This is a genomic window from Domibacillus sp. PGB-M46 (genome assembly GCF_022668875.1).
Classification (GTDB): Bacteria; Bacillota; Bacilli; order Bacillales; family Domibacillaceae; genus Domibacillus.
Window position 1 is genome coordinate 1 of the sequence record NZ_JAKGCR010000037.1, and the last position, 22,676, is coordinate 22,676.

The following is a 22,676-nucleotide window of genomic DNA, read 5'->3' on the forward strand; positions in this document are numbered from 1 at the left end:
CTTATTAACAGCACAAATTCCAGTATAAGAAGGTTATTTTGTATAAATATATGGAATCTGTAAAGATCACGTAAACTTTTGTAGCACAATACTAATTATTTCTTTAATATTTCTAACTCCATGATTAATACAGTAACCAGCAAATACACCAAGCAATACTTTGTAATTTTGAATATTGCTCTTAATTGTGTTTCTAAAATTCCAGTTTATGTTAAATCCTGATATGCAAATTCAAGAAAAAAGACTACCTCCTATTTTTAGGAAGTAGTCTATAATTTAGAAAAAATCCATTTATTTGAACAGTTCTCGTTTTGAAAAGCAACCTTAACTGCTTTCCAAAATGAAATGGTGAATAACACTTTAAAACGTTAATAATTCAACGTTTTAACTTACATCATGCCGCCCATAATGTTTTATGCTGTAATATCTTGAACAGCACGTGTTGAATTGTGTTACGCCGGACTTCACGGAGATAATAATTTTAACGTCTTTAGTTACTTCGATACGTTAGCACAATGTTAGGAAGTTAACAAAAGATCAGCATCTCAAATACTGTATCATCAAATAAAAAAGCTTAACTCCCTTAGCATTCAGGCTTCCGCACTGATTCGATTCCTACTGGATTAGAACTAGTGACCTCTACTCTGTCAAGGTAGCGAACTGTTTTATAACTATATTAAATCTTTATTTCATGAGGATTTATACTTTATGAAACTGAAAACAAATTTATTTTTCGTCGCCACTGTGTCACCAATAATATTTAGCCCTCTAAAGCCTATTTTGTTTATTGGTTTTGTATTGTTGTTACACGATTTCAAAGACTTCTTACTAATAAGTAGCATAGTCTTTCAGTTTGCCTACAACATTTATAAATTTTTTAAAAACGAATAAAGTAAAAGGACACCTCTCAGAGTACCTTTTTATTACGCGAATTTTTTAAATTCTTTTGAAGCATTCTTTCTTTTTCCAATTATTTTATTTGCTATACCCTTTCCTAACTTCATGCTTGGATTTTCAATACAATACCAAGAAAGACTAGAAACTATTAAAACTAATGGAACCGCAACAACACAAATGACCCATATAGGAAGTATTTTGTGAAATAAATATATACAAGCCTTAAGCACAGGGAGATGATATAAATATAAACTGTAGGAGATTTTCCCTAAAAATGAAATTGGTCGTTTCATTAAAACTTTTGATATTTTTGAAGAACCTATTGCTGTTAGTAGAATTCCAAGAGACCCTAATGCCATGCCATACTCAACTATCATAAGAGAATACACTGATATAATCTTATATTCTGTTAAACGATAAATAAGCCCTGTAAGTGTCTCCGACAAGTTGTACATAAGAAATGAAATAATTAGGAATGTACATTTAATACTTACTGATTTTGTATAATAAAAACTCAAAATTTCAGTTCTATGTTTAGCAAGTAAAGCACCTAAAATAAATATGGACAGGTAATGAATAGTGTGAAAATAAGTTATATGGTAACCGTTTGACACTTGAAATCCAAATACATTATTTAATCCTGAAACTTCTGATAAAAAACAACACACAATAACATTTAGTTTCCAATCTAGACGATTTACTAGAAGTAAAACAAAGGGAAAAATTAGGGATATCCTTAACTCGTGGATTAAAGACCATATGACACCATTGAAGGGTTCGGAATGTATATTCCCGATCAAATAAATATGTTCAATTATTAAATTTAGATTTAATGGTGTTTCCCACAAAGGCCATTTACCTATTTCATCGACTTTAATGTTCCAGAATAATTGTGATAGTATAATGGCAAAGGTGATTGCTACCAAATAAGGGGTATAAATTCTAAATATACGTTTAATTAAGTATGGGGTATAGTCAATTTCTTTTTTATTAAAAAAAGGAATCGACAAAACAAACCCACTCAGAACAAAAAATAATATTACGGAACCATGACCATTTACAAGCCCGGATGCCCTTAATGCAATATTGCCAGAAATAGAAAGTTCATCCTTCAAAATAGGAATTAAAGGAAGGTGACACATAAAAACAACAAATGCTGCCAATCCACGAATAGAGTCTAATTGTTCAATACGTTGATTCATAAAATCCCCCTTGGATATTATTGTTCGTTATAACGAATGGCTTAATTTTACAACTACCAGTTTATTTATGCAACAGTAAAATAGTTTTTTGAATAGAATTAACTTTTAATGAAAAGGCTTAAGTGTTACCTTATACTACCCAAAAATAAAAAATCCGTTTATTTACAGTGCTGTTCTTAAATTAAATAACCGTTATTTAAACTAGGAACCTCCCATAATTTTTGACATTCGATTGAGTTAATCAAATTGTGCGTAAAAAAGTTTTGAAAATATCACGTATATTGTGCATATACTTGATCTATGTTTAGTAACCCCCCGCCCCCCATGGTATAGGGGGTCTATGTGTATTTCTATTTGCACAATTTTGCACATTTAGTTCAATTTATTTCCTAATATGAAGTGAACCATTTGCATATTCTTTGATTGAATTTCTACTGCTTGTGGATATCCATTTACAACATCTCTAATAGTCAATGGCATCTTGAATTTATCCGCCGCCTCTATTGCCTTTATTACATACTGTGGGGCACAGGTATATAGCGTAATTTCGCCGCTTTCCTCATGGATGTTGATAACAGTTTCTTGTTCCTCTTTTAAATACATCATTTCTTTTCTCCTTTACCAGTATTAGAATAGTTAATCTCTCAGATTCTTTTTTATAGATATATTTAAGTTTGTATATCTAAGTCTGTTTATTAAGTCTGTATAACGGCTATATTTTAGCCGACTAAAAAGACGTTTATGAACGGATTAGAATCTAAATTTATTTGTACTAATTTGTGTTAATCACATATGTCAGGTACTTTACAGTTCAAATAAACTTTCAAACCTGTATTTATCCGTAGCAGCCAAACCGTAAATTTTCTCTCTCCGCTTATTTAGTTTAATAAGCAGTTCTGGAACTTGTTTTTCTAAATCCTCGTTCGTGTGCGGTTGCAAAGGGAAATAAATATTATTGTTACTCTTATGTTTTTTAATAATTAGCAACCCAGCGTCTGTTAAACGTTTATTAGCACTTACAATACTTTGCCTGCTACAATTTAAATAATCCTCTAACTGATAAATTGTTGGAAAAGCATAGCCATAGTCTTTATTAAATAACTCAAGATATTTTATATACAGTGCCACATCAAACGGTTTTATCAATCCCAGTTGAACGTAATAAAAAATATCAGTTGAGACTTTTTCAAATCGTTTTGAGACATTAAGTGTTGCTGGTGATTGTTTAGCGGTAATCTTCAACATTCTTTTCACCTCACTTTAAATTCAAATTAAAAAGTGTCTAGGTAATACCCTGACATTTATGTACTGACAAATATTGATTGTTTTAGGACATTCATTTATGAAAACCGCTTAAACTTACTGCGACTTATTCCATAAATAAATCTAAACATTGTGTGGTAATTGCTAACTCCGTTTACCTTTCTAAATAATTCTGCTGTTTTTAACGATAATCACACTAACCGCCTTCTTTCACATTTTGTTGGGTTATACCACCCACACAATTGTACTTGCAGCTATATAGGTTTTTAGGACATTTTTATTTAAAGCAGTTCGATAAAATTTCTCTATAGCACTTAATCATTATTACTAAAAAGCATAAAATTTTTCGATATTGACATTGCTATACAAATCAAATACTTTAATTAAGGTACACAGGGCATATTCATGGCTTTAGAGGGCATCATGGAAGGATGTTTGCTATGAAAGGTTCTGTAAGAAAAGACAGCAACAACTGGCTGTATGAAGTAACAATTAGAGTTGATCCTGTTACGGGTAAACGAACAAGGAAGAAAAAGCGAGGATTCAAAACGAAACGGGAAGCGGAAAAGGCATTAGCAGCGTTATTACATGAACTTGCAAATGAGACATATGTAGAACCATCCAATATGCCTTTTGAAGAATATTTAGCCGACTGGTTTCAAACAAAGCGGAAACAGATCGGTACACAAACCGCTAAAAGTTACGAATCTTATATCTGTTATCATATTGTTCCTTCTTTAGGAAAATATCCTTTATCTAAATTGACGACTATAACAGTCCAAAAGTTTATTAACGCACTCATTGATAAAGGACTTTCTAATGCAACAGTTAAGAAGATCTATAACATCTTAAACAACTCCATTCAAAAAGCTGTGAACTTAGAGTTAATTCCTAAAAATGTAGTATCTAATGTAGAACTCCCCAAGATTACAAAGAACAAAATCGAGGTGTGGGATACAAAAGAAGTGAAACTGTTCCTTAGATTTGCAAAAGAAAGCAGATACTATATTGCTTTTCACTTGGCTGTTACAACAGGAATGAGACAAGGTGAACTGTTGGGGCTACGCTGGAAAGATGTAGATTTAGATAGAGGAACGATTCATGTTAGACAAACGTTAAGCCATGATGGGAAAGATTTCATTGATGGGGCAAAAACCGCTTCAGGTATTCGTTCAATTACTCTTCTAACTGAAACAGTTGCTTTTTAAAAAAAGCATAAAGCAAAAATGATGAGAGAAAAATTAAAAGCGGGGACTGATTACACAGATCATGATTTAGTGATATGCACGTGTTACGGAACTGTTTTAACTCCCCGAAACCTGCTTCGGACTTTCAAGGCTTTAACTCAAAAATCGAAAGTAACAGAAATACGGTTTCACGATCTAAGGCACACTCACGCTACTTCGCTTTTACTTGAAGGAATAAATCCTAAGATTGTAGCGGAACGGTTAGGTCACAGCAAAGTGAGTGTAACATTAGACACCTATTCTCACGTGCTGCCTAATATGCAAAAAGAAGCAGCGGAAAAACTGAACAAAACTTTATTTGGATGACCTTAAACGAAATAAAGATAGCTATTTTCACCAAACGGTCGCCAAATTGGTCGCCACGTAGCCCACGGTGCTTTTAAAACCACAAAAAAAGGCCACCTCAAAAGAGGCAGCCTTCTTTCACGGAAACCCTTCTCCGATAAGGGTTACGCTAGGTTTTAACACCTTATGATTCCTACTGGGTTCGAACCAGCGACCTCTACCCTGTCAAGGTAGCGCTCTCCCAGCTAAGCTAAGGAATCAATCGTAAGAACCGTCTATTTTCCCAATCCCCCACCCCTATGACTGAGCGCTCATTGTATAAAATCTAAATAAACTCTAAAATAACGGGTCCTAACAGAATGATAAATAAAGTAGGAAAGATAAAGAGAACTAGAGGGAACAACATTTTTATTGGTGCTTTCATTGCGGCTTCTTCCGCTCTCTGCTTCCTTTGTTCCCGTATATCTTCCGTTTGAACTCTAAGAACGGAGACTAATCCAATTCCCAATTTTTCAGCCTGAATAATACTGCTTATGACGGTTTTTAACTCCTCGACTGGCAAACGCTCTCGAATTCCGATAAGGGCCTCTTTTCTTGTATTTCCTAATCTCATTTCTTCGAGCGCAAGCTTAAACTCGTCGGACACAACTCCTTTCCTTTTCGAAACAACCTTGCTTAAAGCAGCATCAAACCCTAGGCCCGCTTCAAGGCTGGTCGTAATCAAGTCAAGTGTATCTGGAAGTTCCTTCAGAGCCCGTTTGCTTCTTTTCTCGATTTTCAGTTTTAAGTAATATTTAGGAAGGATGAGTGCCCCCAAAAACGAAACCAACCAGATGATCATTTTTATAGTAAAAGGGACATGCAATAAAAAAGCATACCCTCCTGCTATTATAGGGAGAATAACCATAAGGGAAACTTGAAAGATTTTAAATTCCACAGCGCTACCCCCAAAAGGGTGGCCTGCCTGGGCAAGCTTTAACTCCAACTGGGAAGCCTTTTCTTTATTTAGCTTTTTTTGCAACCTGGTTTTAAAACTTTTCCAGAAAGGCTTAATTATCCGGTCAGAAAAAGAAAGCTCTTCCTCCAACTCCGTTTCTACGACTGAAGAGGCGTCATGAAGAAAATAATAATCTATTCTCTTTTGTATATTTGTCTTCTTTTCAAAGTTAAACGCAAGGGCGAGGATCGAATAGAAAAACAGGCTCGCACAGATAAAAAAGCTTATATACAAAAGCATTTTTACACCTCAATTGTAGTGATTTTCCGAATGAACATAAATCCTATCACTTCACTAATTACCGCGGCAATTAACAAGCTTCGGCCAATGGGGTGAGTAAAAAGAGGGCTGATATATTCAGGATTTAGGAAATAAATAATGCCTCCTAATCCGATAGGGAGAAAGGCGATAATCAGACCGGACAATCTTCCTTGAGCTGTAAGTGTTTTAACCTGATTTTCAAGCTTGTTTCTCGCTCTGGTGGTATCAACAATTTTCCCAAGCAAAAAAGCGAGATTTCCGCCAACCTGTTTCTGAATTAATATTGCCTCTACCAATAAATCCAAATCCTCACTTGGCATCCGCTTTTTCCATTCAATTAAGGCTTCTTCCATGCTCGTCCCATATTGAAGCAGCTTTAAAACAAACTCAATTTCTTCCTTCACCGGAGAATCAGACTCCTGAGCGACCATTTGCAGGGACTGGAGAAAACTGAAGCCGGCTTTCAATGAACTTATAATTGACGTCAACATTCCCGGCATACCGGCATTAAATAATTCTATCCGCTTTTTTTGCTTCTGTTTCAGCCACAATAAAGGCATATAATAACCGAGAGAGCCTCCTGCTAGGAACATGACCATTTGATGGGACGGCAGAAAAAACAGGCCACCCGCAATAAGAACAGCAAACCATTGAAAGACAACAAACTCCTCCGCTTTTAATGGAATTCCTGCGAGACTTATTTTTTGTTCAAGTCTCTCACGCCGCTTGCTGTCTTTCTTCCTAACCAGCAAAGATTTTAGCATTTCATTTCCTTTTTTAAGAAACTCTTTTAAAGTAACTGGATCCCCCTTCTTCGCCTCTTGTTTTTGAGAATGAGTAAAAGAGAAGGCCGCCAAAAGGGTCAGGAAACAGGTTATAAAAAAAGATAGCATTAGTACTATCTCCACCATCGGTTTATTCCCCCTTTTCTAGAAAGATGGAGGCAGGAAGGTGTATACCTTCACGTTCCATTCGTTCGTAAAATTTCGGCCGAACCCCGGTAGGCACTAGTTTTCCGATAATTTTCCCGTCTGGCCCGACTCCGGATTGCTGAAAAACGAATATATCCTGGAGGACAATGACATCCCCTTCAAGACCTTGAACCTCCGTAATATTGGTTATCCTCCTTGAACCATCCTTCAGCCTGGACTGCTGAATAATGATGTCAAGAGCTCCAGCAATTTGATTACGAATGGCTTTAATCGGCAGTTCCATGCCAGCCATCAAAACCATCGTTTCAAGACGGGCCAGCATGTCCCTGGGACTATTCGCGTGTCCAGTTGCGAGGGAACCGTCATGCCCCGTATTCATGGCCTGCAGCATATCAAGCGCCTCCCCGCTCCGCACCTCCCCAATTACAATTCGGTCCGGGCGCATACGCAGGGAATTCCGAACAAGATCCCGAATCGTTATAGCTCCTTTTCCCTCAATGTTTGGGGGACGAGTTTCGAGTGATACTACATGATCCTGCCCAAGCTGCAGCTCTGCCGCGTCCTCAATCGTAACAATCCGGTCTTCATTTGAAATAAAAGAAGACAATACATTTAAAGTAGTCGTTTTTCCCGAACCGGTACCGCCACTGACAAATATGTTCAGCTTTGCTTTTACACATGCTTCTAAAAAGTCAGCCATTTCCTGGGTTAAGGTTCCAAAGCGGATTAAATCCTTAACTGTAAAAGGATCTTTCGAAAACTTACGAATTGTAATAGTGGGACCGCCCAGCGCCAGCGGTGGAATAATGGCATTTACCCTTGAACCGTCACTTAATCGTGCATCAACCATAGGGCTGCTCTCATCAATTCTCCGCCCAAGTGGCGCTACAATTTTTTCCAATACAGCCATCACATGTTCATTATCACGAAAGGTTATATCTGTCAGCTCCAGCCGGCCGCCGCGCTCGGCATAAACTTGATGCGGGCCATTTACCATGACTTCCGATACCTCATCATCTAAAAGTAGAGGATTGATCGGCCCATAACCTGTCAGATCATCGGTCAGCTCTTTCTTTAGTCTCTCTAAATAATCCACCCTGTCTATGTTTTGGTTCTCCTGAAGTATTTCAGAAATAATGGATTCCAAATCAGATACGATCACTTCGATATCTTCATTTTTTCGTTCTTTTAAAATATGCTTAAACGTCAGATTTTTTAGCAGCTGGTACTCATCATTTGTTTTTTTCTTTTCAATGTTATTTTTTTTCGGTTTTGCTGCAGATTTTATATCTTCGGGAGCCAGCGGCTCTGTTTTTTGAGTTTTTTCTGCTTCCGGTAACGGCATTTCTTCCTGTTCATTATCTGTTTTTACATCACTTTTACTCTTCGATTGGAGTCTTTCCAATAAACCCATTCTTTTTCCTCCTTGATCTTAGTATTTTAGGACTCCTTTTCGCTAACAATCTTTTAAGTTTTGAAGTATGTCTTTTTGGAAAAAGTTGAGAAGCTAGTTTATCCATTTCTTTTGAAAACGTAAGCTTTGGATGGCTTATAACAAGGGGAATACCTATATCCAATGAATAGGTAACCCGCTTCGTATCGGAAGGTAAATAAAATACTTGTTCCATCTTCGTTAATTTTGGGATATCCCTAGTCTTGACTACAGAGGAAGAGGTTGATTGATTAACGATTAAGATAACCTTGTCTTTTAAACCTAAAGCATCCAGGGTTTCTACCATTAGTTTAGTGTTCTTCAAGGAAGTCGTTCCCACAGTTGTCACTAACAAAATATGATCTGCCTTCTCCATGATCATAAGATTGTGGTCATTTAACCCTGGCTGAGTTTCAACTAATAACAGCTCCGTTTGAGTAAGCAGCGCATCAATTCCTGAATCAAGACTTTCCGGAGTAATTAAATCTGCATACTCTGGACGTTTTGGTGCAGCAAGCAGCTGAATTCCCGATGCATGCAGGAGACAATAGTTTCGGACATTTTGGAGATCATTTCGTTCAACTGCGTCTTTAATCGTAAAAACAGGTTCGAGATTCAAGGCAAGAGCAAGATCCCCAAACTGCAGGTCTGCATCAAAGATACTTATTCTTATTTTTCTTTTTGCTAACAGAGCTGCTAGATTAACCGTGATAACCGTTCTCCCAACTCCTCCTACAGCACTGCATATGGCTAACATTTTCCCCTGCTTTTTTCCGCTGGATATCTCCATCCTTTATTCCCCCTTCTGGCTGCTGATCCAGCCTTGGTTTCCATCAGGAGTCTCTACACGGAACCAGAGCCTGTCCTCTTCATCTCTTCGCTGGTCTCCCAAGAAAATAAGTTCAGTATCCTCTTTTACCACTGTAATCACATGAGCATTAAGGTGAGGTTTTGCGCGAATGATGGAGCGTTTTGGTACAGGCAGGAATTGTGCTCCACCTGGTGCCTTTTCGAGAGTTTCCTCCAATGAGTCTTTATTCTGATTAACTTTCTTTGTCGAAAGCCTGCTATGAAGTATGAGCTGCAGGCCTCCTCTTGCACTCGCATTAATCAACTTTATGGAATCATACTGATTCAGTTCAAGGGTAACAGCTGAGTATTCAGGTTCTGCCCCTTCTTTGGCTTCTTCCGAAACTTCTCCTTTTTCCACCATTCGTTTTCCCACAGACAGTACTTTCACCTTTTCTAAAATAAGCTCTGTGTTTACAAGCTTAGGCGCAGATTCTAATGGTTGTTCAATCAGCACTACATCGACGAAGTCTTCTGGCTCAATCAGGTTGGAAACCGCTTTTACATAATCCGTGCTAATCGAGACTGCCCGGTATCCTTCCTTAATTTTTCTTGAAACTACTTTAGCCTCTTCCTCGACTTTCTGGATGCGATGCTGCATGATTATCTCGCCCTGCTTTAAATTGGCAGATGTATGTTTTCCCAAAATGGTCTGAGGATCCTGTACGGTCTCGGGATGCAGCTGATCTTCTGGGATTTCAATCGTTGTAATATTTTCTTCAGTGATTTTCTCGTTCTTTTCAATATCTTGAACGGCTTGTACCGCTTTAACCATTGAAACGGGCGGCCCCGCCGTTTCTTCCTTTTCCTTTTTTAAAAACACATAAAAAAGCATGGTCGTTATTAATCCGGAGATAATGGCCAAAAATACTAGTCTCCTTGTTTTCATTTGATATTCACCTACTCCGTCAGCTTTATAGCATAAGCTCCGCGATCCAGCGGCGCAGCTGTCTCTGCAGTACCGGCCCCTGCCCTTTTAATAAAGATCCCCTTTATTGAATCATCCGTGCTGCCCATTTGATCTGTTAGATAAAAATAGGCAAAGCCCGTTATTTTCACACTTTTCTGTTGTGTTCCAGTGGATATATCTTTAAAAACAACAACAAGCATCACCCTTGAACAATCCCTTTGATCATATTCCCCGGGCGGCTGCTGGCATCCATTAGCTCTGTAGTTAACAGCTTCTCTTGTTGCTCCAGCAATATTACCTGTCTGTGTATTGAGAATATCACCCACTTTTAAGGGTTGGTCAAAACCATACATTAGATTTTCTCTATAAAGCTTAGCCCCCGGGCCTTCAAGGGCAAGAACTCCAAAATTCCCTGATGTGGAATCGCCTGAATCTACTTTTAATTGATAGGTTTGCCCATATTGAAGATTGACCGACTCTTCAATTCCTAAAGGGACTGCCCCTTTCGCTTCTCCCAATGGCTTTAAGGCCGCTTTAGCTTCGGCTTTTATAGGAACATTTTCTATGCCAAATAAAGATGAAAAGAAAACAGGAACCCTTTTCTCCAGAACGACATGCAATTCGCTGCTGTTATTTATACTGGATTGTACCAGGCTGGTTGTTTCATTATGCGAGTCCAAAACCCTTTTAATAACCTCCTGGACGGCTGCTTCATCGTTTGGAATTTCCTGTGCCCCCGATAATGCGGCGGCATTGGCTGCTTTCTGCAAATGGCTTTTCGTAACAAATAAATGCCCGCCGTCAATAACTAACCCCAACATGGAAATCATCACTGCTAAACCAAATGCAAGAAGAACAATGACATTGCCTTCCTCTTTTTTTAAAAAGTTCTTCATTTACATTACTCCACTCTGATGGTTGAACTAGTCTTAATGGTATAAGGAATCGCCATATCACCTAGCGGCTCGAGGAGACTTTCCGTGTAAGTTAATTCTACAGTCACATATGTTCCTGATTTTCTTATTCCGCTTGGGGTAATATTCACTGCCAGCTGTGAAGGATCTTCCAGGCTAACCCGGTCTTGGGCATATGCACGAATTTCCTCGTCACTTCTGCCCAATCCGCCAAGCCTTGCGGATTCCTGGGTTATGAGCTCTAGATTAAGATGGATGAACATCACTCTTCCAAAATCAATAATCCCAACTAGTAAAAGAAGAACTATTGGCAATGCAAGTGCCAACTCGACGATAGACTGGCCGTCTTCCTTCCTTACCATATACCTGGCATCCTCTCTGCTAGCATAGCAAGGATCGTTCCCCCTGCAATCGCAATACCATATGGAAACTTTACCTTAAGTGCATCGCTTGTATGAAACGGGTAATAAACTGTACCGTTTTTTAAGCCGGATAAAAAATGGACAATGGACTTAGGGGCTCCACTTCGGATAAGGATGATAAATAAACTAATAACTCCGCCAATTAGTGCCATATAGATGAAGGATTCAAATACGAAGGTTCCTCCTTTTAATGCTCCGACTAAAGCAAGAAGCTTCACATCTCCTGCTCCCATTCCCTTCATCATATAAGGGATCAGTAATAAGACAAATCCAATCAAAAATCCAATAAAGGAATAGCTGATGCCCTCCCAGCCATCGACAGTAAAATGAAAGAGAAACGCTGCCAATAACCCTGGATAAATTACTTTATTATAAATTTTTCCGCTTCTCACATCGGTAATAACGCAGATTAATAGGATCACTAGTAGAAAAAGGTCGATCATACCAACCGTCCTTTCACTCGATTTTTGCTAGGTCTTATAAAAGGACCCTATTTTTGAATAGGGTCCTAGCTTTAAACAGAAAAACACTTTACTGAGTAAGATAATTTATAACTTATTTCCATTTTCACCCGACATTGTATTTGGCATTCCTCCAGGTAACCTATTGTGTTGGTGTTTCTGTTCCTGTTCCTGGTAACTGGTCTGCAATATCTTCAAAGGTAGCTCTAATATCGTCACTTAAAAAACCTAGCGCAGCAACGGCAGCAATCGCAATCAATCCAAGAATCAAGCCATACTCCGTCATTCCTTGCCCTTCTTCTTCGATGAGTAAACCTTTCATTAGTTCTAACACGTAATTCCCTCCTTTTATATAAATAAAGTTAATACTGTTTTTGATTACTTTCTTGTTTCTATAAAGGCAACAGTTTGCCCAACTGTCGTCGAGGTGTCTTTTATTCTTCCTGCCGGAAGCTCGATTACTGATTCAGTTTTTGAAAACCTTTTTCCTATTTTCCCTGGTACCAGGCTTTCTTCGGTTCCCACAATCTCTTTCCTGTTATTAAGGTATAACACGTCAATCGGATACCTCATAAAGAAAGTATGGATGGAAGGACACGGCGATATATGAAGAGCCAGGTTATCAGGCATGTTTTTTGTCAACATCAAACCTTTAAATCTTGACCAAAAACGATAAGCAACTTTCACCTCCTTAGCAATGACCTGTTTCGTTTGAAGGTTCAGCAGTTTTATTTCCAAACACCTCCTTGCCTTTGTTGAATAACTTACAAGGCTTACTATGCTAGGTTTCGATAAAATAAAATATCCCCTGGATTTCCTCTTCTACTATTCTCCTAACCTAGAAATCAATTCCTATATTTAATTCTTACCCGAGGTTCCTAATCTAAAACCTGGAGCGTCCACACTTATCTGGACAGAAAAATGAAGGTCACGTACACGTGACCTAAAACAGATGGTGCAGGAAAAACAAAACGAGCCATTATTGATGAGTATGATCTGACTCCGTCATCTCTTGACCGTTGGATTTACCAGGATGAAACCTCCGGTTCTTTTAAAGAGAAAAACAACCGGTCTCCTGAACATCAGGAGCTTTTAAAACTCCGCAAGGAAAATAAGCAGCTATTAATAGAGAATGATATGGTAGTCTTGCCACGATGATCATGGGACGAAAGTAAATGTCATCAAGCGAAACCAAGACAAATATGGGAAAGTTCTTCAAGCAATGAGCAAACAAGACCGCCAGGATTTAGCGGCAGCCAAAGCAGCAACAGCTAAATATCAAGACATTGAGAATGCCTATGCTGATGGCTACGTTCATGAAGATCCATATGCTGGAATTGAAGCGGGCGGAATGGGTATTCACCTTACTCGTTTCGATATTAGCGGTGACACGGTTCTTGATCCAACTCAACCGGAGAACTTGCTTTATGAGCCACAAAAAGACGATAGCTATAAATTGATTGGCATTGAATATCATGTTGATGCAAGCCAAGTTAATCCAGAAACAGATGCTGCACCTTCTATCTTCGGGCAACAGCTTGATGGAACAATGCTAAATCACCATTTAGACCCATCTAAAATGACTTGCGAAGACATCAACGATAGAGCAAACCGTCACTATGACCTTCATGTTTGGGTTTGGGAGCATAATCCAAGTGGTCTTTTCTCTATGTGGAATCCAAACGTTACAGATAAAAGCGCTCAATAATCAGCTAAACAGCAGCACCAAAAAAGCGGAAGAGATATTCTCCGCTTTTTTGGTGTAAAACATTGAATATAACCTTTATTAAAAAGCTTAGGGCTAGTCCCTAAGCTTTTATTCTTTTCATATATTTACATAATTTCATATTTTGAATCCATTAAGAGTCCTCTTTGATGTCTTTTTTGTTAAGCCTCTACCTTTTTAAACTGATAAATAAAAGAAAACAGAACCGTTTATTAGTTCTGTTTTGGCATCTATCTTCATCAATTGTCTTAAAAATTATTTTCTATTTAATTAATCTCTTCTTATCATTAAAGTCGTTAATCATAATTCACCGTATATATAATTATTGACTCAAATCTAATTTCCGTCCAGGTTGTAACTTTGCGCAGCAGCGACTTTGCCACTTTCATGACATATCTTTTTACTTGGCAGCACGCTCTACCTGCTTCGCCTTTTTCAATTCCTGCAACGAATAAAAGGTGCCTCGCCAATAAATACCACCCATTTTAATAGCAGCATAAGCGGACAGATGGAGAGTGTAAATATAGCATATAGTTGTAAGTGGGAAAATCACCAGCTCCGCGATAAAATTCCAGGAAGGAAAGGATACTTTTTGGATACTAACTGTGTAAAGAGTAAATAAGAAAAGTAAGGATAGTAGACAAATGAAAAAGTTCCACCCTCCAAACAGAAAAACACCGATAAATGGATAAATGCCTAGTAGAATGAGAACTAAGGTAAAAATAATCGCATTGCTAAGCTTATATCCTGCTGCCCCAAAGAAATTCTTTTTAAATCCATTAATGGCTTCTTTTAAAGTTGGGTACCACTCTACTTCAATCAGTTCTTTCCCAATGACAAAGTGCTGGTTGCAGTTTAAGGAACTCGCCTTTCTTCCAAGTTCCACATCATCAAGTGGTTCAAGCGGAAAGGCCTTGTGTGTGCCAAGGTCTTGATAGGTACTTCTTTTAATAAGGTTGAAAGCACCCACACCCATGCCTTGTTGTTTATCACCTTGTTCAAATACCTTCCACGGCTGCACAATAAAGCAGAAAATACCTAAAAACAAATGAATAAAAGCTTTTAAAGAAAACGATGAACAGCGAAAATGAGGAGACATGGACAAATGTTCCGCATGGTTAGCTGTTACATATTCCATGATATTTGACAGGCTCTTAGAATGAAAGGTAATGTCCGCATCTGTGAAAAGCAGGTAGTCCCCTTTCGACTGTAAATACCCTTGATGCAACGCATGATTTTTTCCAAGCCAGCCATCAGGAAGGCAATGAATATGAATAGGGTCATACCGAATATCTTTGTGTTCTTCCTTTTTATTGGCCAGCTTGTCCACTATTTTCCCCGTGTTGTCCTCAGAGCGGTCGTTTACGACAATCACTTCCATATTGCTGTATGTTTGATTGAACAAAGACTTAACCGTTTTTTCAATATGCTTCTCTTCTTCTTTGGCGGCAATAATGACAGAAACGAGCGGCCCCTGTTTTATACCTGCTGCCTTGCGTGTAATGATAGGTATTTTCTCTAATCCCCTTGCCGTTTGAATGAGCAGCACCGTAATGCTGAAAAGACAAATGATTGATAATACAGAAACAGTAAGAATAATGTTTTCCCCTCTCTTTTTATCCTTTTTATTATAAACGGTTGGATGAAAAGGATGTCTGCACAAGCGTGGATTTACGGTTTCCAGGAGACGTATTGGCCGTATTGAAGGAACAAGGGCTTGTTTTCTTCTATACAATGGCACAGTTCAAGCCACAGAAAACTCCCTGTAATGAGTCAGCTCAGGCAAACGAATTGAAACGTGAGTTTGAGCAGACAGAAGCGAAAAAAGTACTCGTCAGTGATTTAACATACGTCAAAATCAAAAACAAATGGCATTACGTATGTATCTTCGTCGATCTCTTTAACCGCGAAATCATTGGCTTCAGCATAGGACCCAACAAAGATACAAGCCTTGTTGCACGAGCTTTTTCTTCTATTCAAGATGATCTGCGGAATATCCAGCTGTTTCGTACCGACCGTGACAGCGAGTTTAAAAACCAGCTCATCGACGAAACGTTAGCGGTCTTCCAAATTGACCGCTCTTTAAACATGAAAGGCTGTCCCTATGATAACGCCGTGGCGGAAGCCACGTTTAAAATCATCAAAACAGAGTTTGTCAGCCAAATGAAGTTTGAGAGTCTAGAGCATCTTACGCTTGAATTCAGTGATTATGTTAACTGGCTTAACAAGCTGCGAATTCATGAAACACTAGGCTACGTAAGTCCCAGTGAATACAAACGATCGTCTCTTAAGAAAATTATCTGATTTGATGTTTACAATCCAACTCAATGCTTCTACAGATAAAAGTGAACACATAAAAAGAAGCTCTCCTTTATCTCTCTCCTCTCGTCATTATCGATTCAATTTAATTGGATTCTGCCCCTTTTTCGCTTTTTTATCTTGATACATATTTTTATCAGCTTCAACAAATAAACTCTCCATTTTCCCTAGAGAATGCTTACTAAAAGCACACCCCATCGACATTTTGATTTTTATGTCTTTACTATTTATATTGTATTCACTAATTTCTTTGGAAAGTCTTTTACAGTGGGATTCAACTTGTGCTTTATCCGTCTTTATAATAATGATAGCAAATTCATCTCCACCAATTCTTGAAACAATGCCATTCTCCAGGAAACATTGCTTGAGAAGTTTAGCTGATTCTTTTATTAGAACATCACCTTTTTTATGACCATAGTGATCATTCAAATACTTTAATTCATCCAAATCACACAAAATAATAGCTACAGCTGTATCTACGTGTTCGTCATAGTTTTTCATACTTTGCTCAAAAAATTCTCGATTATAAATGTCTGTTAAAGCATCATGAGTAAGTCTATATTGTAATTTTCCCTGTAATTCCATTCTTTCATCAACGTTTCTCACTACCCCTTGAAGAGCAACTAACACTCCATTTTCGTAAATTGGTGTTGCATATTCCTCAAACCATCTATATTTTCCATTTTTATCTTTCCACCGTTGAATTATAGCTTTACTGTAGTCAACTTGGCCCATAACCTTTTTTTGGAGAATATTATAATCATCTGGATGAATATCTCTAAAGCAGACATCAGCATCTAAGTAAGCGTAGGCAATAGAACCTTCACCAAAAAAGTACTCTGCAGAAGGACTAAGGTACTTGTATTGTCTTCTTGGATACAACTGGTAATAATAAAGAAAATCCTTAGTATTTTCTATTACATGTACAAAGCGATCATGATTTTCTATTAACTGATATTCTTTTTCCTTCCGCCTTTTGTGTAAATAAGGGATAACCACTATGATAATTGAAACTCCCATTATAAACCCTAAAATAAGTTGTATATTCATCGTCCGCTGACCTTCTTTACTTATTATTAATAACATACAACTTTCTCTGCATCACTATTTAGAATTTTTGTCCGCTTTTACAATAATTCCAAACCCTTCATTTAAACCACTAACATCCATAAAAAATAGACTAATCTAATACCGATTAGCCTACTTTTCATAAATCGGTAACTGGCTGACGTAATCTTTCGACTTTAGTCCCTATAGCTTTGCGTCTTCAACTTTCGATGAATTTGCCTTTATTCTTCATATATTCACTTTTATATGGATAAGTAAACCTAAATACCCATTACTAACCATTTAATTATAAATTATACAACCTTTTATTGTCTGGGTAAATAGTCCTTATTTTTATCCCTGTTTTTCTTTCTCTTATCCTAACTTCTCTACTAAAACCAGGAATCTATTTCGTTTTGGTAAAATTCTATTTAGGATGCCAAAGGTTTACTTGGAAGAAGTTAAATAAAAGCCTTAGCGAAAAAAATCACGCCCTTTAAGAAAGCCTCATTCTTCAATCTTAGAAAAGTAAATAATGATTTATAAAAAAAGCCACATCAGTTACTGCACTGATATGGCTTTTCTTATTGCTTACGCTTTAACACCTGGTCTTTAATTGCTCTGGCTTTTTCCTTAACACTCTCTGTTCCCCTCAACCTGGAGCCCTTCTGGAAGGAGTCCCGATCTTACTGTAGCCTTTCCTTATGTGCCTGAGCTGTATAAATAAAAAAGAAACGACTGATAAAGAATCAGCCGCTCCATGTACATTATTTATTTGTGCTTCATTGCTATTACGGCGTGAAAGCCAAATTCGGCTGTTCTTCATCATCCACTCTATCTTGATCAAAGATTCCTTCGTATGATTCCTGCTCATAAACTCTGCTCAACAACATCCCATTCAAGAAGTTACGCACCACCTCAATATTACGCTGCTCTTTTGGGAAAACATCCATACGGGTTCTCAGCAGCCTGCCGATCTCGTCTAAAACAGAAAGGAATCCTTTTTGGCAAGCTTCTGGGTCACTATTATATTCAGCTTCGAAATCTAGGTTCCCCAGTAACATCTTGATCGCACTAATTTGAGCGTCGGTTCCATCAATTACATCCTTATCGCCCGTCATTGATAAATGAATATCGATGAATGGATCAACAAAAAGGCGTGTGCTCCTGTTTAAAACTTTGTCTTCTGCTGACATGAATGCTCTCCCCTTTCTTTTATCGATTTTATTGTAACAAGGAATGAATGTTAAGATTGTAAAAGTTTAGTTAAAAATTATTTGAGTTCTTCTCATTAGCGTCTAGATTTCGCCATACTTCGTATACACTATTGACGTACAGCTGCATGTCCTCTTTGTTTTATCTGCAGCCAGCATGCTCCCATTCCTTAGATGACTCCCACCCTAAAGAATAAAAAAGAAGCGGTTCATTTTGCTGAACCGCTCCATGAATATATGGTGTTTACACAAGCAGAAACAATTATTTCTTTACCGTTTAATCTTCGGGAAACTGGCAGCTGGTAATTGATCCCCAGTTATTTTTAATTTTACCTTTAACAATTTTTTATTCGATCTGCTTTAATCTAATATTCATAAATAAGAACGACTTGATATTTATTCTTTCGGGCTTGTTACAGCACAGGAACGAAGATGCCTTTTACTAATTTGAGAACAGTAGCAGGCTGACTACTGGGTCCGAGCCAGCGACTTCTATCCTGCCAAGCCTGGTACTAATGTTTCCTTCAGTTATCCGAAGTACGTGGCCGCCAAAGTAAAAGGCTCTTTTGCGGATACTCTATTTTCGCTGATGAGTTTCTTGATAGATGGTTATTAATTGAGCTCCCAAGGGTTTAGCTGTATTCATACTAAGGAGGGATTATCGCCCATAGGTCTTTTCCCTTATTTTGAAGTCGGTTGACGCAATTTACGAAAAACTTTAATTTACTTAACAAATCATCGTTACCATAAGAAAGAAACTAGCGAACAGGAGTGAAGGTTATGAAAAAGCAATTTCTTGGTAAAATGAAAGTGTGCGGATTTGCTCTCATTGCGACTGGATATGTTGCAAGCTGCTTCTCCCCGACAGTTCAAGCTTTGGAGCATTCTGGTAAGGACCGGGACGAAAAGGCACCTGACCTGGTGTTTCCTGTAATTAGTGATGTACATATTAAAGACAACGGCACTGACGACTTAGAAAAGTTCCAAAATGCGTTTAACCAGTTGAATGAGCAAGCTCCAAAACAGGATTCTTTTGCTATAGTCGGAGATTTAACAGAGTCCGGGACACTGGAACAATACGATCGTTTCCTTTCCATTTATAATGGGAATAAACAATCAGAAGCTGTTTCCCTGTCTGCGATTGGCAATCATGATTACTGGAATGGGTTATCTTTTAATGATGCTCAAAAAAGGTTTCTTGCACAAACGGGAATGGAATCTATTTACTCTCACAAGGTCATTAAAGGTTACCATTTTATAATTCTTGCACCAGAAGACGATTTAACAGAAGGATATTATTCCAAACAGCAAATTACATGGCTCGGGGAGCAGTTGAAGAAGGCCGCAGAAGATGAACCCCAAAAACCTATTTTCGTCTTAATGCATCACCCGATGAAAAATACGGTGTTCGGCAGTGAGTGGGGTACCGAGGCAAACGGACAGCTGATGTATGATACATTAAAAAAATATCCACAAGTAATCCATTTTTCCGGTCATACCCATTACCCATTAGATGATCCGAGAACGATAGATCAAAAAGATTTCACAACGGTTGGTACCTCTTCCGTGAACTATATGTGGACAGAGGCGGGGTATCTTCAGGGAGAGCTGCCACCTGGGAATGAAAAAATAAGCCAAGGCCTAATTGTAGAAGCGCATAAAAACAAAGTCGTCATTAAGCGTCGTGATTTTCATAACAATGACTGGACCGGTGAACCATGGGTCATTAAATTGCCAATAAAGAATAATAAGTTTGACTACACCAACTCAAGAGACCAAATCAAACCGTCATTTAATCAGAAGGACACTATTACTTTAATAGAGGAAAAGAGTACTGCGGGAAGTCTGGAAATTAAGTTCGACCAAGCTCATGACAACTTACTTCTTCATTCTTATAAAGTAGTCGCAACAGAGAAGGAAACGGGCAAAACTGTCTCAGAGTTTAAAGCCTTTTCCGACTATTATGTGGATCCTGTGCCAAAAACAATGACACTTCCGGTTCAAGGGTTAAAACCTGATACCACTTATGTCATTAAGGTCACCGCAATAGACGCATTTGGGAATGAAAGTAAAAACTTTTTAACAGTTGAAGGTAAAACGACTTCTGAATAACCAGCTTAAATTATGCAAAAAGGAGCTGTTGCTATAAGCACCAGTTCCTTTTTGATAATAATATGGTGGAGTATATTGTTTGTGGCAGTTTGTAACTATTCTTGGTCCACTTCCTCCTCTGGCGGTAAAACAGGCTTTTTATTTGGATCAAGAAAAATAAGTTGAATGCGGCTTTTATAAACCCGATGCTCTTTTGCCAGTCGAGCTCTTTCAGTCCACAATTCTTTTTCTTTTTCAAAATGCTTAATGGCTAAAATGACGGTTTTATCTTCAAATGTTACCTCCAGCTCTTCTTCTGAAAGTCCAGGAGCTAAAATTTCTCCATCAAGATTCCGGACCAAAGTTCCATCTTCTTTAAAATCCGCAATATACACTGGCCGGACAACATTCAGCAAAAAGGCAACTCGAATCATGCAGCAACTTCCTCCTTTACCTGGCTTGACCCGTCAATAATGTAGTACGAGCTGTACGAGTTCATGCATTAAAAGTTATTGTAATGATGATAGAGTCTCCAGTCTGCTAAGATCTGATTCAAATAACTTATCGTCATTAAAGCGGCCAGTTGTTCAATTCGAAGCCGCATTTCACCACGCAGGACTGTTCGGAATGTGGAAAAAGGGTAAAAAATCTCTCTCTGTCCGAATGCATACCTGCCCGGATTGCGGTCTCGTGCTGGACCGCGGCCATAATGCCGCCTTGAACATTGAAAAAGCCGGGCTGGCCCAGACAGGGCTCATCCCGGCAAAATAATTTTTTATACCTGTAACCTGTAGGTTTAGTTATTAGCCGAATAGTATAAAAAACGCACGTGAAGATGCTGTTAGGCCCTTGCTGCCTATGATTTTTAAGGCATTATCAACAGGGCCGAACAGCACCTTTAATTTCCCGATTTGATTGTATTTTATAGCCAGCCTTTCCGGATAAAATAAAAATGAGCCGCCCGGAGGCCGCTCGTTATTTCTTTTCTTCATTGATTCCTGATGGGTTGTGGATGATGCCCGCTAGTACTGCAATTGTTAGCAAGGCATCCACGTAAGCATCGTACCTTTCCGATGGGATCACTACACCAAAATCCTGCAGCACCATACCGACAAGCGCCGCAACCGCGATCCACAATCCATAGCTTTTCCAACGTTGTTTCATGTCCCAGCCCTCCTTCCGTATTTCCGGATTCCGGCTGAACATGCCCCACTTGCAATGCTGCGTCTAAGCTGGACATGCCGGTCATTACAAGATATTCGCCTGGTGCCGAGGCTAGGACTGTTTACGTTTATTATTTTTCGTTCAACCGCCTTTCAACCGCGCAGTGAATTACCCTGACTTTGCTGTTACATCCATTTAATAATGCGGCATGTTTGCGCGTTTCGTAAACTCTGAGCCGATTGATTGCTCTAACGACTGCAGAGCGATCGAATCATGGAGAAACAAGTCGCCGGGCTTTTTTTGTGTATCACCAGTACTCAGAATAAAAGTTAGTATCCATAGTTATATCTTCGTCTGGATTAATAGTTATTTTATTCTTAATGACTAATATGAAACCTGGTGCAGGATCTTCAGAAATCACTTTGCTCCTTGCTTCAATCTCGGTTGCCTCTACTTCTCGATAGTTTGGATTTATGATCTCACTGGCAACTCCAGCAAAATCATAGTTGTTTCCTAGATCTCCAGTACCTTCACCATGTACTGCTTGGTAGAAAAAGAGTTGTTTTAGTCCTTCAGGATTCGATCTTTCCATAAACCAGTTCAATATTCTCCCTCTAAAAGTAATGGATTCGTCATTATAAGGATTAGAAATCTCCAACGAGATATTAATTTCTTCGAAAAAATTATCCATTTATCTACCTCCTTTCCTTATACTATGACTAAGAAGGCAAGCAGCTTAATTGGATCAACTATTTTGAAATATTTTTAAATAATTGATAGAAACCTGCTAGAATCGCTCCGAACGGACTTTTCTATGTTTACGCCACATGCGGCGCAAGGTTGATTACGGAAAGCTGTGCTAGTTTTAGGCAGACATCTTCTTTCCTTTCCTATAATTGTACAAATACCTAAATATTTGATTAAGAGAATAAACAAAGAGAGGACAGCTTCTGCTGTCCTCTCTGCTTGCCTGGCGGCGTCCTGCTCTCACAGGGGGAAACCCCCAACTACCATCGGCGCTGAAGAGCTTAACGGCCGTGTTC

At 38.4% G+C, this 22,676-nt stretch carries 22 protein-coding genes, 1 tRNA gene, 1 rRNA gene, 2 pseudogenes and 1 riboswitch; of the genes and pseudogenes, 5 read left to right on the forward strand and 21 right to left on the reverse strand.

All coding sequences use genetic code 11. The features are described from left to right. Positions 1 to 923: 923 nt before the first annotated feature. From L2D08_RS22325 to L2D08_RS22335, 3 genes are all read right to left on the reverse strand, one after another. A complete protein-coding gene (locus L2D08_RS22325; RefSeq protein ID WP_242237502.1) occupies positions 924 to 2,099 on the reverse strand; it encodes an acyltransferase family protein in 1,176 nt (391 codons plus the stop codon). Between the two features lie 372 nt (positions 2,100 to 2,471). After that, on the reverse strand, positions 2,472 to 2,705 hold the full coding sequence (locus tag L2D08_RS22330; protein ID WP_242237504.1) for a hypothetical protein: 234 nt from the start codon (positions 2,703 to 2,705) through the stop codon (positions 2,472 to 2,474). 198 nt (positions 2,706 to 2,903) lie between these two features. Continuing rightward, positions 2,904 to 3,344, reverse strand: coding sequence for a hypothetical protein (locus L2D08_RS22335; RefSeq protein ID WP_242237507.1), 441 nt, complete (start codon positions 3,342 to 3,344; stop codon positions 2,904 to 2,906). 458 nt (positions 3,345 to 3,802) lie between these two features. Between L2D08_RS22335 and L2D08_RS22340 the strand changes: the two are divergent. After that, a pseudogene (locus L2D08_RS22340) lies at positions 3,803 to 4,915 on the forward strand (site-specific integrase). 166 nt (positions 4,916 to 5,081) lie between these two features. Here L2D08_RS22340 and L2D08_RS22345 read toward each other — a convergent pair. The 11 genes from L2D08_RS22345 to L2D08_RS22395 form a co-directional block, all read right to left on the reverse strand. Next, positions 5,082 to 5,154 (reverse strand) — tRNA-Val (locus tag L2D08_RS22345). A gap of 65 nt (positions 5,155 to 5,219) precedes the next feature. Next, entirely contained in the window at positions 5,220 to 6,131 is a 912-nt protein-coding gene (locus L2D08_RS22350; protein ID WP_242237510.1) for a type II secretion system F family protein, read from the reverse strand. 2 nt (positions 6,132 to 6,133) lie between these two features. Further along, on the reverse strand, positions 6,134 to 6,916 hold the full coding sequence (locus tag L2D08_RS22355) for a type II secretion system F family protein (RefSeq protein ID WP_242237513.1): 783 nt from the start codon (positions 6,914 to 6,916) through the stop codon (positions 6,134 to 6,136). A gap of 151 nt (positions 6,917 to 7,067) precedes the next feature. Continuing rightward, complete coding sequence (locus tag L2D08_RS22360) at positions 7,068 to 8,498, reverse strand: TadA family conjugal transfer-associated ATPase (RefSeq protein WP_242237515.1); 1,431 nt, start codon at positions 8,496 to 8,498, stop codon at positions 7,068 to 7,070. Further along, positions 8,464 to 9,306 (reverse strand): CpaE/TadZ family protein, encoded by an 843-nt coding sequence (locus L2D08_RS22365; RefSeq protein ID WP_242237516.1) that lies wholly within the window; start codon positions 9,304 to 9,306, stop codon positions 8,464 to 8,466. Before L2D08_RS22365 ends, L2D08_RS22360 begins: the two co-directional genes overlap by 35 nt. Before the next feature lie 3 nt (positions 9,307 to 9,309). Next, positions 9,310 to 10,254 carry a Flp pilus assembly protein CpaB gene (gene cpaB, locus L2D08_RS22370; protein WP_242237519.1) on the reverse strand — a complete coding sequence of 315 codons (945 nt, stop codon included), beginning with the start codon at positions 10,252 to 10,254 and terminating at the stop codon, positions 9,310 to 9,312. 11 nt (positions 10,255 to 10,265) lie between these two features. Beyond that, positions 10,266 to 11,171 (reverse strand): pilus assembly protein TadG-related protein, encoded by a 906-nt coding sequence (locus L2D08_RS22375; protein WP_242237521.1) that lies wholly within the window; start codon positions 11,169 to 11,171, stop codon positions 10,266 to 10,268. Positions 11,172 to 11,176: 5 nt separating this feature from the next. Next, the gene (locus L2D08_RS22380) at positions 11,177 to 11,551 is read right to left on the reverse strand and encodes a TadE/TadG family type IV pilus assembly protein (RefSeq protein WP_242237524.1); all 375 of its coding nucleotides are present in this window, start codon (positions 11,549 to 11,551) and stop codon (positions 11,177 to 11,179) included. Further along, positions 11,545 to 12,054: an A24 family peptidase gene (locus tag L2D08_RS22385; protein WP_242237526.1), complete on the reverse strand. Its 510-nt coding sequence runs from the start codon at positions 12,052 to 12,054 to the stop codon at positions 11,545 to 11,547. Before L2D08_RS22385 ends, L2D08_RS22380 begins: the two co-directional genes overlap by 7 nt. A 160-nt stretch (positions 12,055 to 12,214) precedes the next feature. Then, positions 12,215 to 12,406: a Flp family type IVb pilin gene (locus L2D08_RS22390; protein ID WP_242237530.1), complete on the reverse strand. Its 192-nt coding sequence runs from the start codon at positions 12,404 to 12,406 to the stop codon at positions 12,215 to 12,217. Between the two features lie 44 nt (positions 12,407 to 12,450). Continuing rightward, positions 12,451 to 12,810, reverse strand: a complete 360-nt coding sequence (locus tag L2D08_RS22395; RefSeq protein ID WP_242237533.1) for a DUF192 domain-containing protein — start codon at positions 12,808 to 12,810, stop codon at positions 12,451 to 12,453. A 484-nt stretch (positions 12,811 to 13,294) separates the two neighbouring features. Here L2D08_RS22395 and L2D08_RS22400 point away from each other — a divergent pair, with 484 nt between their 5' ends. Further along, entirely contained in the window at positions 13,295 to 13,780 is a 486-nt protein-coding gene (locus L2D08_RS22400) for a hypothetical protein (protein ID WP_242237536.1), read from the forward strand. A gap of 418 nt (positions 13,781 to 14,198) precedes the next feature. Here L2D08_RS22400 and L2D08_RS22405 read toward each other — a convergent pair whose 3' ends face one another. Then, positions 14,199 to 15,347 carry a glycosyltransferase family 2 protein gene (locus L2D08_RS22405; protein ID WP_242237538.1) on the reverse strand — a complete coding sequence of 383 codons (1,149 nt, stop codon included), beginning with the start codon at positions 15,345 to 15,347 and terminating at the stop codon, positions 14,199 to 14,201. 106 nt (positions 15,348 to 15,453) lie between these two features. On the opposite strand from L2D08_RS22405, the pseudogene L2D08_RS22410 reads away from it, so the two are divergent. Continuing rightward, positions 15,454 to 16,102 (forward strand): annotated as a pseudogene (locus L2D08_RS22410) (IS3 family transposase); the annotation flags it as partial. 87 nt (positions 16,103 to 16,189) lie between these two features. On the opposite strand, the gene L2D08_RS22415 reads toward L2D08_RS22410, so the two are convergent. Further along, positions 16,190 to 17,167, reverse strand: a complete 978-nt coding sequence (locus L2D08_RS22415) for a diguanylate cyclase domain-containing protein (protein ID WP_242237541.1) — start codon at positions 17,165 to 17,167, stop codon at positions 16,190 to 16,192. Between the two features lie 163 nt (positions 17,168 to 17,330). Continuing rightward, a riboswitch (cyclic di-GMP riboswitch) is annotated at positions 17,331 to 17,415 on the reverse strand. 540 nt (positions 17,416 to 17,955) lie between these two features. Further along, positions 17,956 to 18,360 (reverse strand): hypothetical protein, encoded by a 405-nt coding sequence (locus L2D08_RS22420; protein WP_242237544.1) that lies wholly within the window; start codon positions 18,358 to 18,360, stop codon positions 17,956 to 17,958. Positions 18,361 to 19,158: 798 nt separating this feature from the next. Between L2D08_RS22420 and L2D08_RS22425 the strand changes: the two genes are divergently transcribed. Then, positions 19,159 to 20,490: a metallophosphoesterase gene (locus tag L2D08_RS22425; RefSeq protein WP_242237548.1), complete on the forward strand. Its 1,332-nt coding sequence runs from the start codon at positions 19,159 to 19,161 to the stop codon at positions 20,488 to 20,490. Between the two features lie 95 nt (positions 20,491 to 20,585). Here L2D08_RS22425 and L2D08_RS22430 read toward each other — a convergent pair whose 3' ends face one another. Further along, positions 20,586 to 20,903 carry a hypothetical protein gene (locus L2D08_RS22430; protein ID WP_242237551.1) on the reverse strand — a complete coding sequence of 106 codons (318 nt, stop codon included), beginning with the start codon at positions 20,901 to 20,903 and terminating at the stop codon, positions 20,586 to 20,588. Between the two features lie 193 nt (positions 20,904 to 21,096). Here L2D08_RS22430 and L2D08_RS22435 point away from each other — a divergent pair, with 193 nt between their 5' ends. Continuing rightward, entirely contained in the window at positions 21,097 to 21,240 is a 144-nt protein-coding gene (locus L2D08_RS22435; protein WP_375337634.1) for a zinc ribbon domain-containing protein, read from the forward strand. Between the two features lie 204 nt (positions 21,241 to 21,444). Here L2D08_RS22435 and L2D08_RS22440 read toward each other — a convergent pair whose 3' ends face one another. From L2D08_RS22440 to rrf, 3 genes are all read right to left on the reverse strand, one after another. Beyond that, positions 21,445 to 21,633: a holin gene (locus L2D08_RS22440; protein ID WP_242237554.1), complete on the reverse strand. Its 189-nt coding sequence runs from the start codon at positions 21,631 to 21,633 to the stop codon at positions 21,445 to 21,447. 307 nt (positions 21,634 to 21,940) lie between these two features. Next, positions 21,941 to 22,324: a hypothetical protein gene (locus L2D08_RS22445; RefSeq protein WP_242237555.1), complete on the reverse strand. Its 384-nt coding sequence runs from the start codon at positions 22,322 to 22,324 to the stop codon at positions 21,941 to 21,943. Between the two features lie 277 nt (positions 22,325 to 22,601). Continuing rightward, positions 22,602 to 22,676, reverse strand: a 5S ribosomal RNA gene (gene rrf / locus L2D08_RS24725); the annotation flags it as partial.

What these genes read in the sequence shown, in the direction of transcription:
- L2D08_RS22325 (WP_242237502.1), bottom strand. Translation starts at nt 2,099, where the DNA reads ATGAATCAACGTATTGAACAATTAGACTCTATTCGTGGATTGGCAGCA.
- L2D08_RS22330 (WP_242237504.1), bottom strand. Translation starts at nt 2,705, where the DNA reads ATGATGTATTTAAAAGAGGAACAAGAAACTGTTATCAACATCCATGAG.
- L2D08_RS22335 (WP_242237507.1), bottom strand. Translation starts at nt 3,344, where the DNA reads ATGTTGAAGATTACCGCTAAACAATCACCAGCAACACTTAATGTCTCA.
- L2D08_RS22350 (WP_242237510.1), bottom strand. Translation starts at nt 6,131, where the DNA reads ATGCTTTTGTATATAAGCTTTTTTATCTGTGCGAGCCTGTTTTTCTAT.
- L2D08_RS22355 (WP_242237513.1), bottom strand. Translation starts at nt 6,916, where the DNA reads ATGCTAAAATCTTTGCTGGTTAGGAAGAAAGACAGCAAGCGGCGTGAG.
- L2D08_RS22360 (WP_242237515.1), bottom strand. Translation starts at nt 8,498, where the DNA reads ATGGGTTTATTGGAAAGACTCCAATCGAAGAGTAAAAGTGATGTAAAA.
- L2D08_RS22365 (WP_242237516.1), bottom strand. Translation starts at nt 9,306, where the DNA reads ATGGAGATATCCAGCGGAAAAAAGCAGGGGAAAATGTTAGCCATATGC.
- cpaB (WP_242237519.1), bottom strand. Translation starts at nt 10,254, where the DNA reads ATGAAAACAAGGAGACTAGTATTTTTGGCCATTATCTCCGGATTAATA.
- L2D08_RS22375 (WP_242237521.1), bottom strand. Translation starts at nt 11,171, where the DNA reads ATGAAGAACTTTTTAAAAAAAGAGGAAGGCAATGTCATTGTTCTTCTT.
- L2D08_RS22380 (WP_242237524.1), bottom strand. Translation starts at nt 11,551, where the DNA reads ATGGTAAGGAAGGAAGACGGCCAGTCTATCGTCGAGTTGGCACTTGCA.
- L2D08_RS22385 (WP_242237526.1), bottom strand. Translation starts at nt 12,054, where the DNA reads ATGATCGACCTTTTTCTACTAGTGATCCTATTAATCTGCGTTATTACC.
- L2D08_RS22400 (WP_242237536.1), top strand. Translation starts at nt 13,295, where the DNA reads ATGAGCAAACAAGACCGCCAGGATTTAGCGGCAGCCAAAGCAGCAACA.
- L2D08_RS22415 (WP_242237541.1), bottom strand. Translation starts at nt 17,167, where the DNA reads ATGAATATACAACTTATTTTAGGGTTTATAATGGGAGTTTCAATTATC.
- L2D08_RS22420 (WP_242237544.1), bottom strand. Translation starts at nt 18,360, where the DNA reads ATGTCAGCAGAAGACAAAGTTTTAAACAGGAGCACACGCCTTTTTGTT.
- L2D08_RS22425 (WP_242237548.1), top strand. Translation starts at nt 19,159, where the DNA reads ATGAAAAAGCAATTTCTTGGTAAAATGAAAGTGTGCGGATTTGCTCTC.
- L2D08_RS22430 (WP_242237551.1), bottom strand. Translation starts at nt 20,903, where the DNA reads ATGATTCGAGTTGCCTTTTTGCTGAATGTTGTCCGGCCAGTGTATATT.
- L2D08_RS22435 (WP_375337634.1), top strand. Translation starts at nt 21,097, where the DNA reads ATGTGGAAAAAGGGTAAAAAATCTCTCTCTGTCCGAATGCATACCTGC.
- L2D08_RS22440 (WP_242237554.1), bottom strand. Translation starts at nt 21,633, where the DNA reads ATGAAACAACGTTGGAAAAGCTATGGATTGTGGATCGCGGTTGCGGCG.
- L2D08_RS22445 (WP_242237555.1), bottom strand. Translation starts at nt 22,324, where the DNA reads ATGGATAATTTTTTCGAAGAAATTAATATCTCGTTGGAGATTTCTAAT.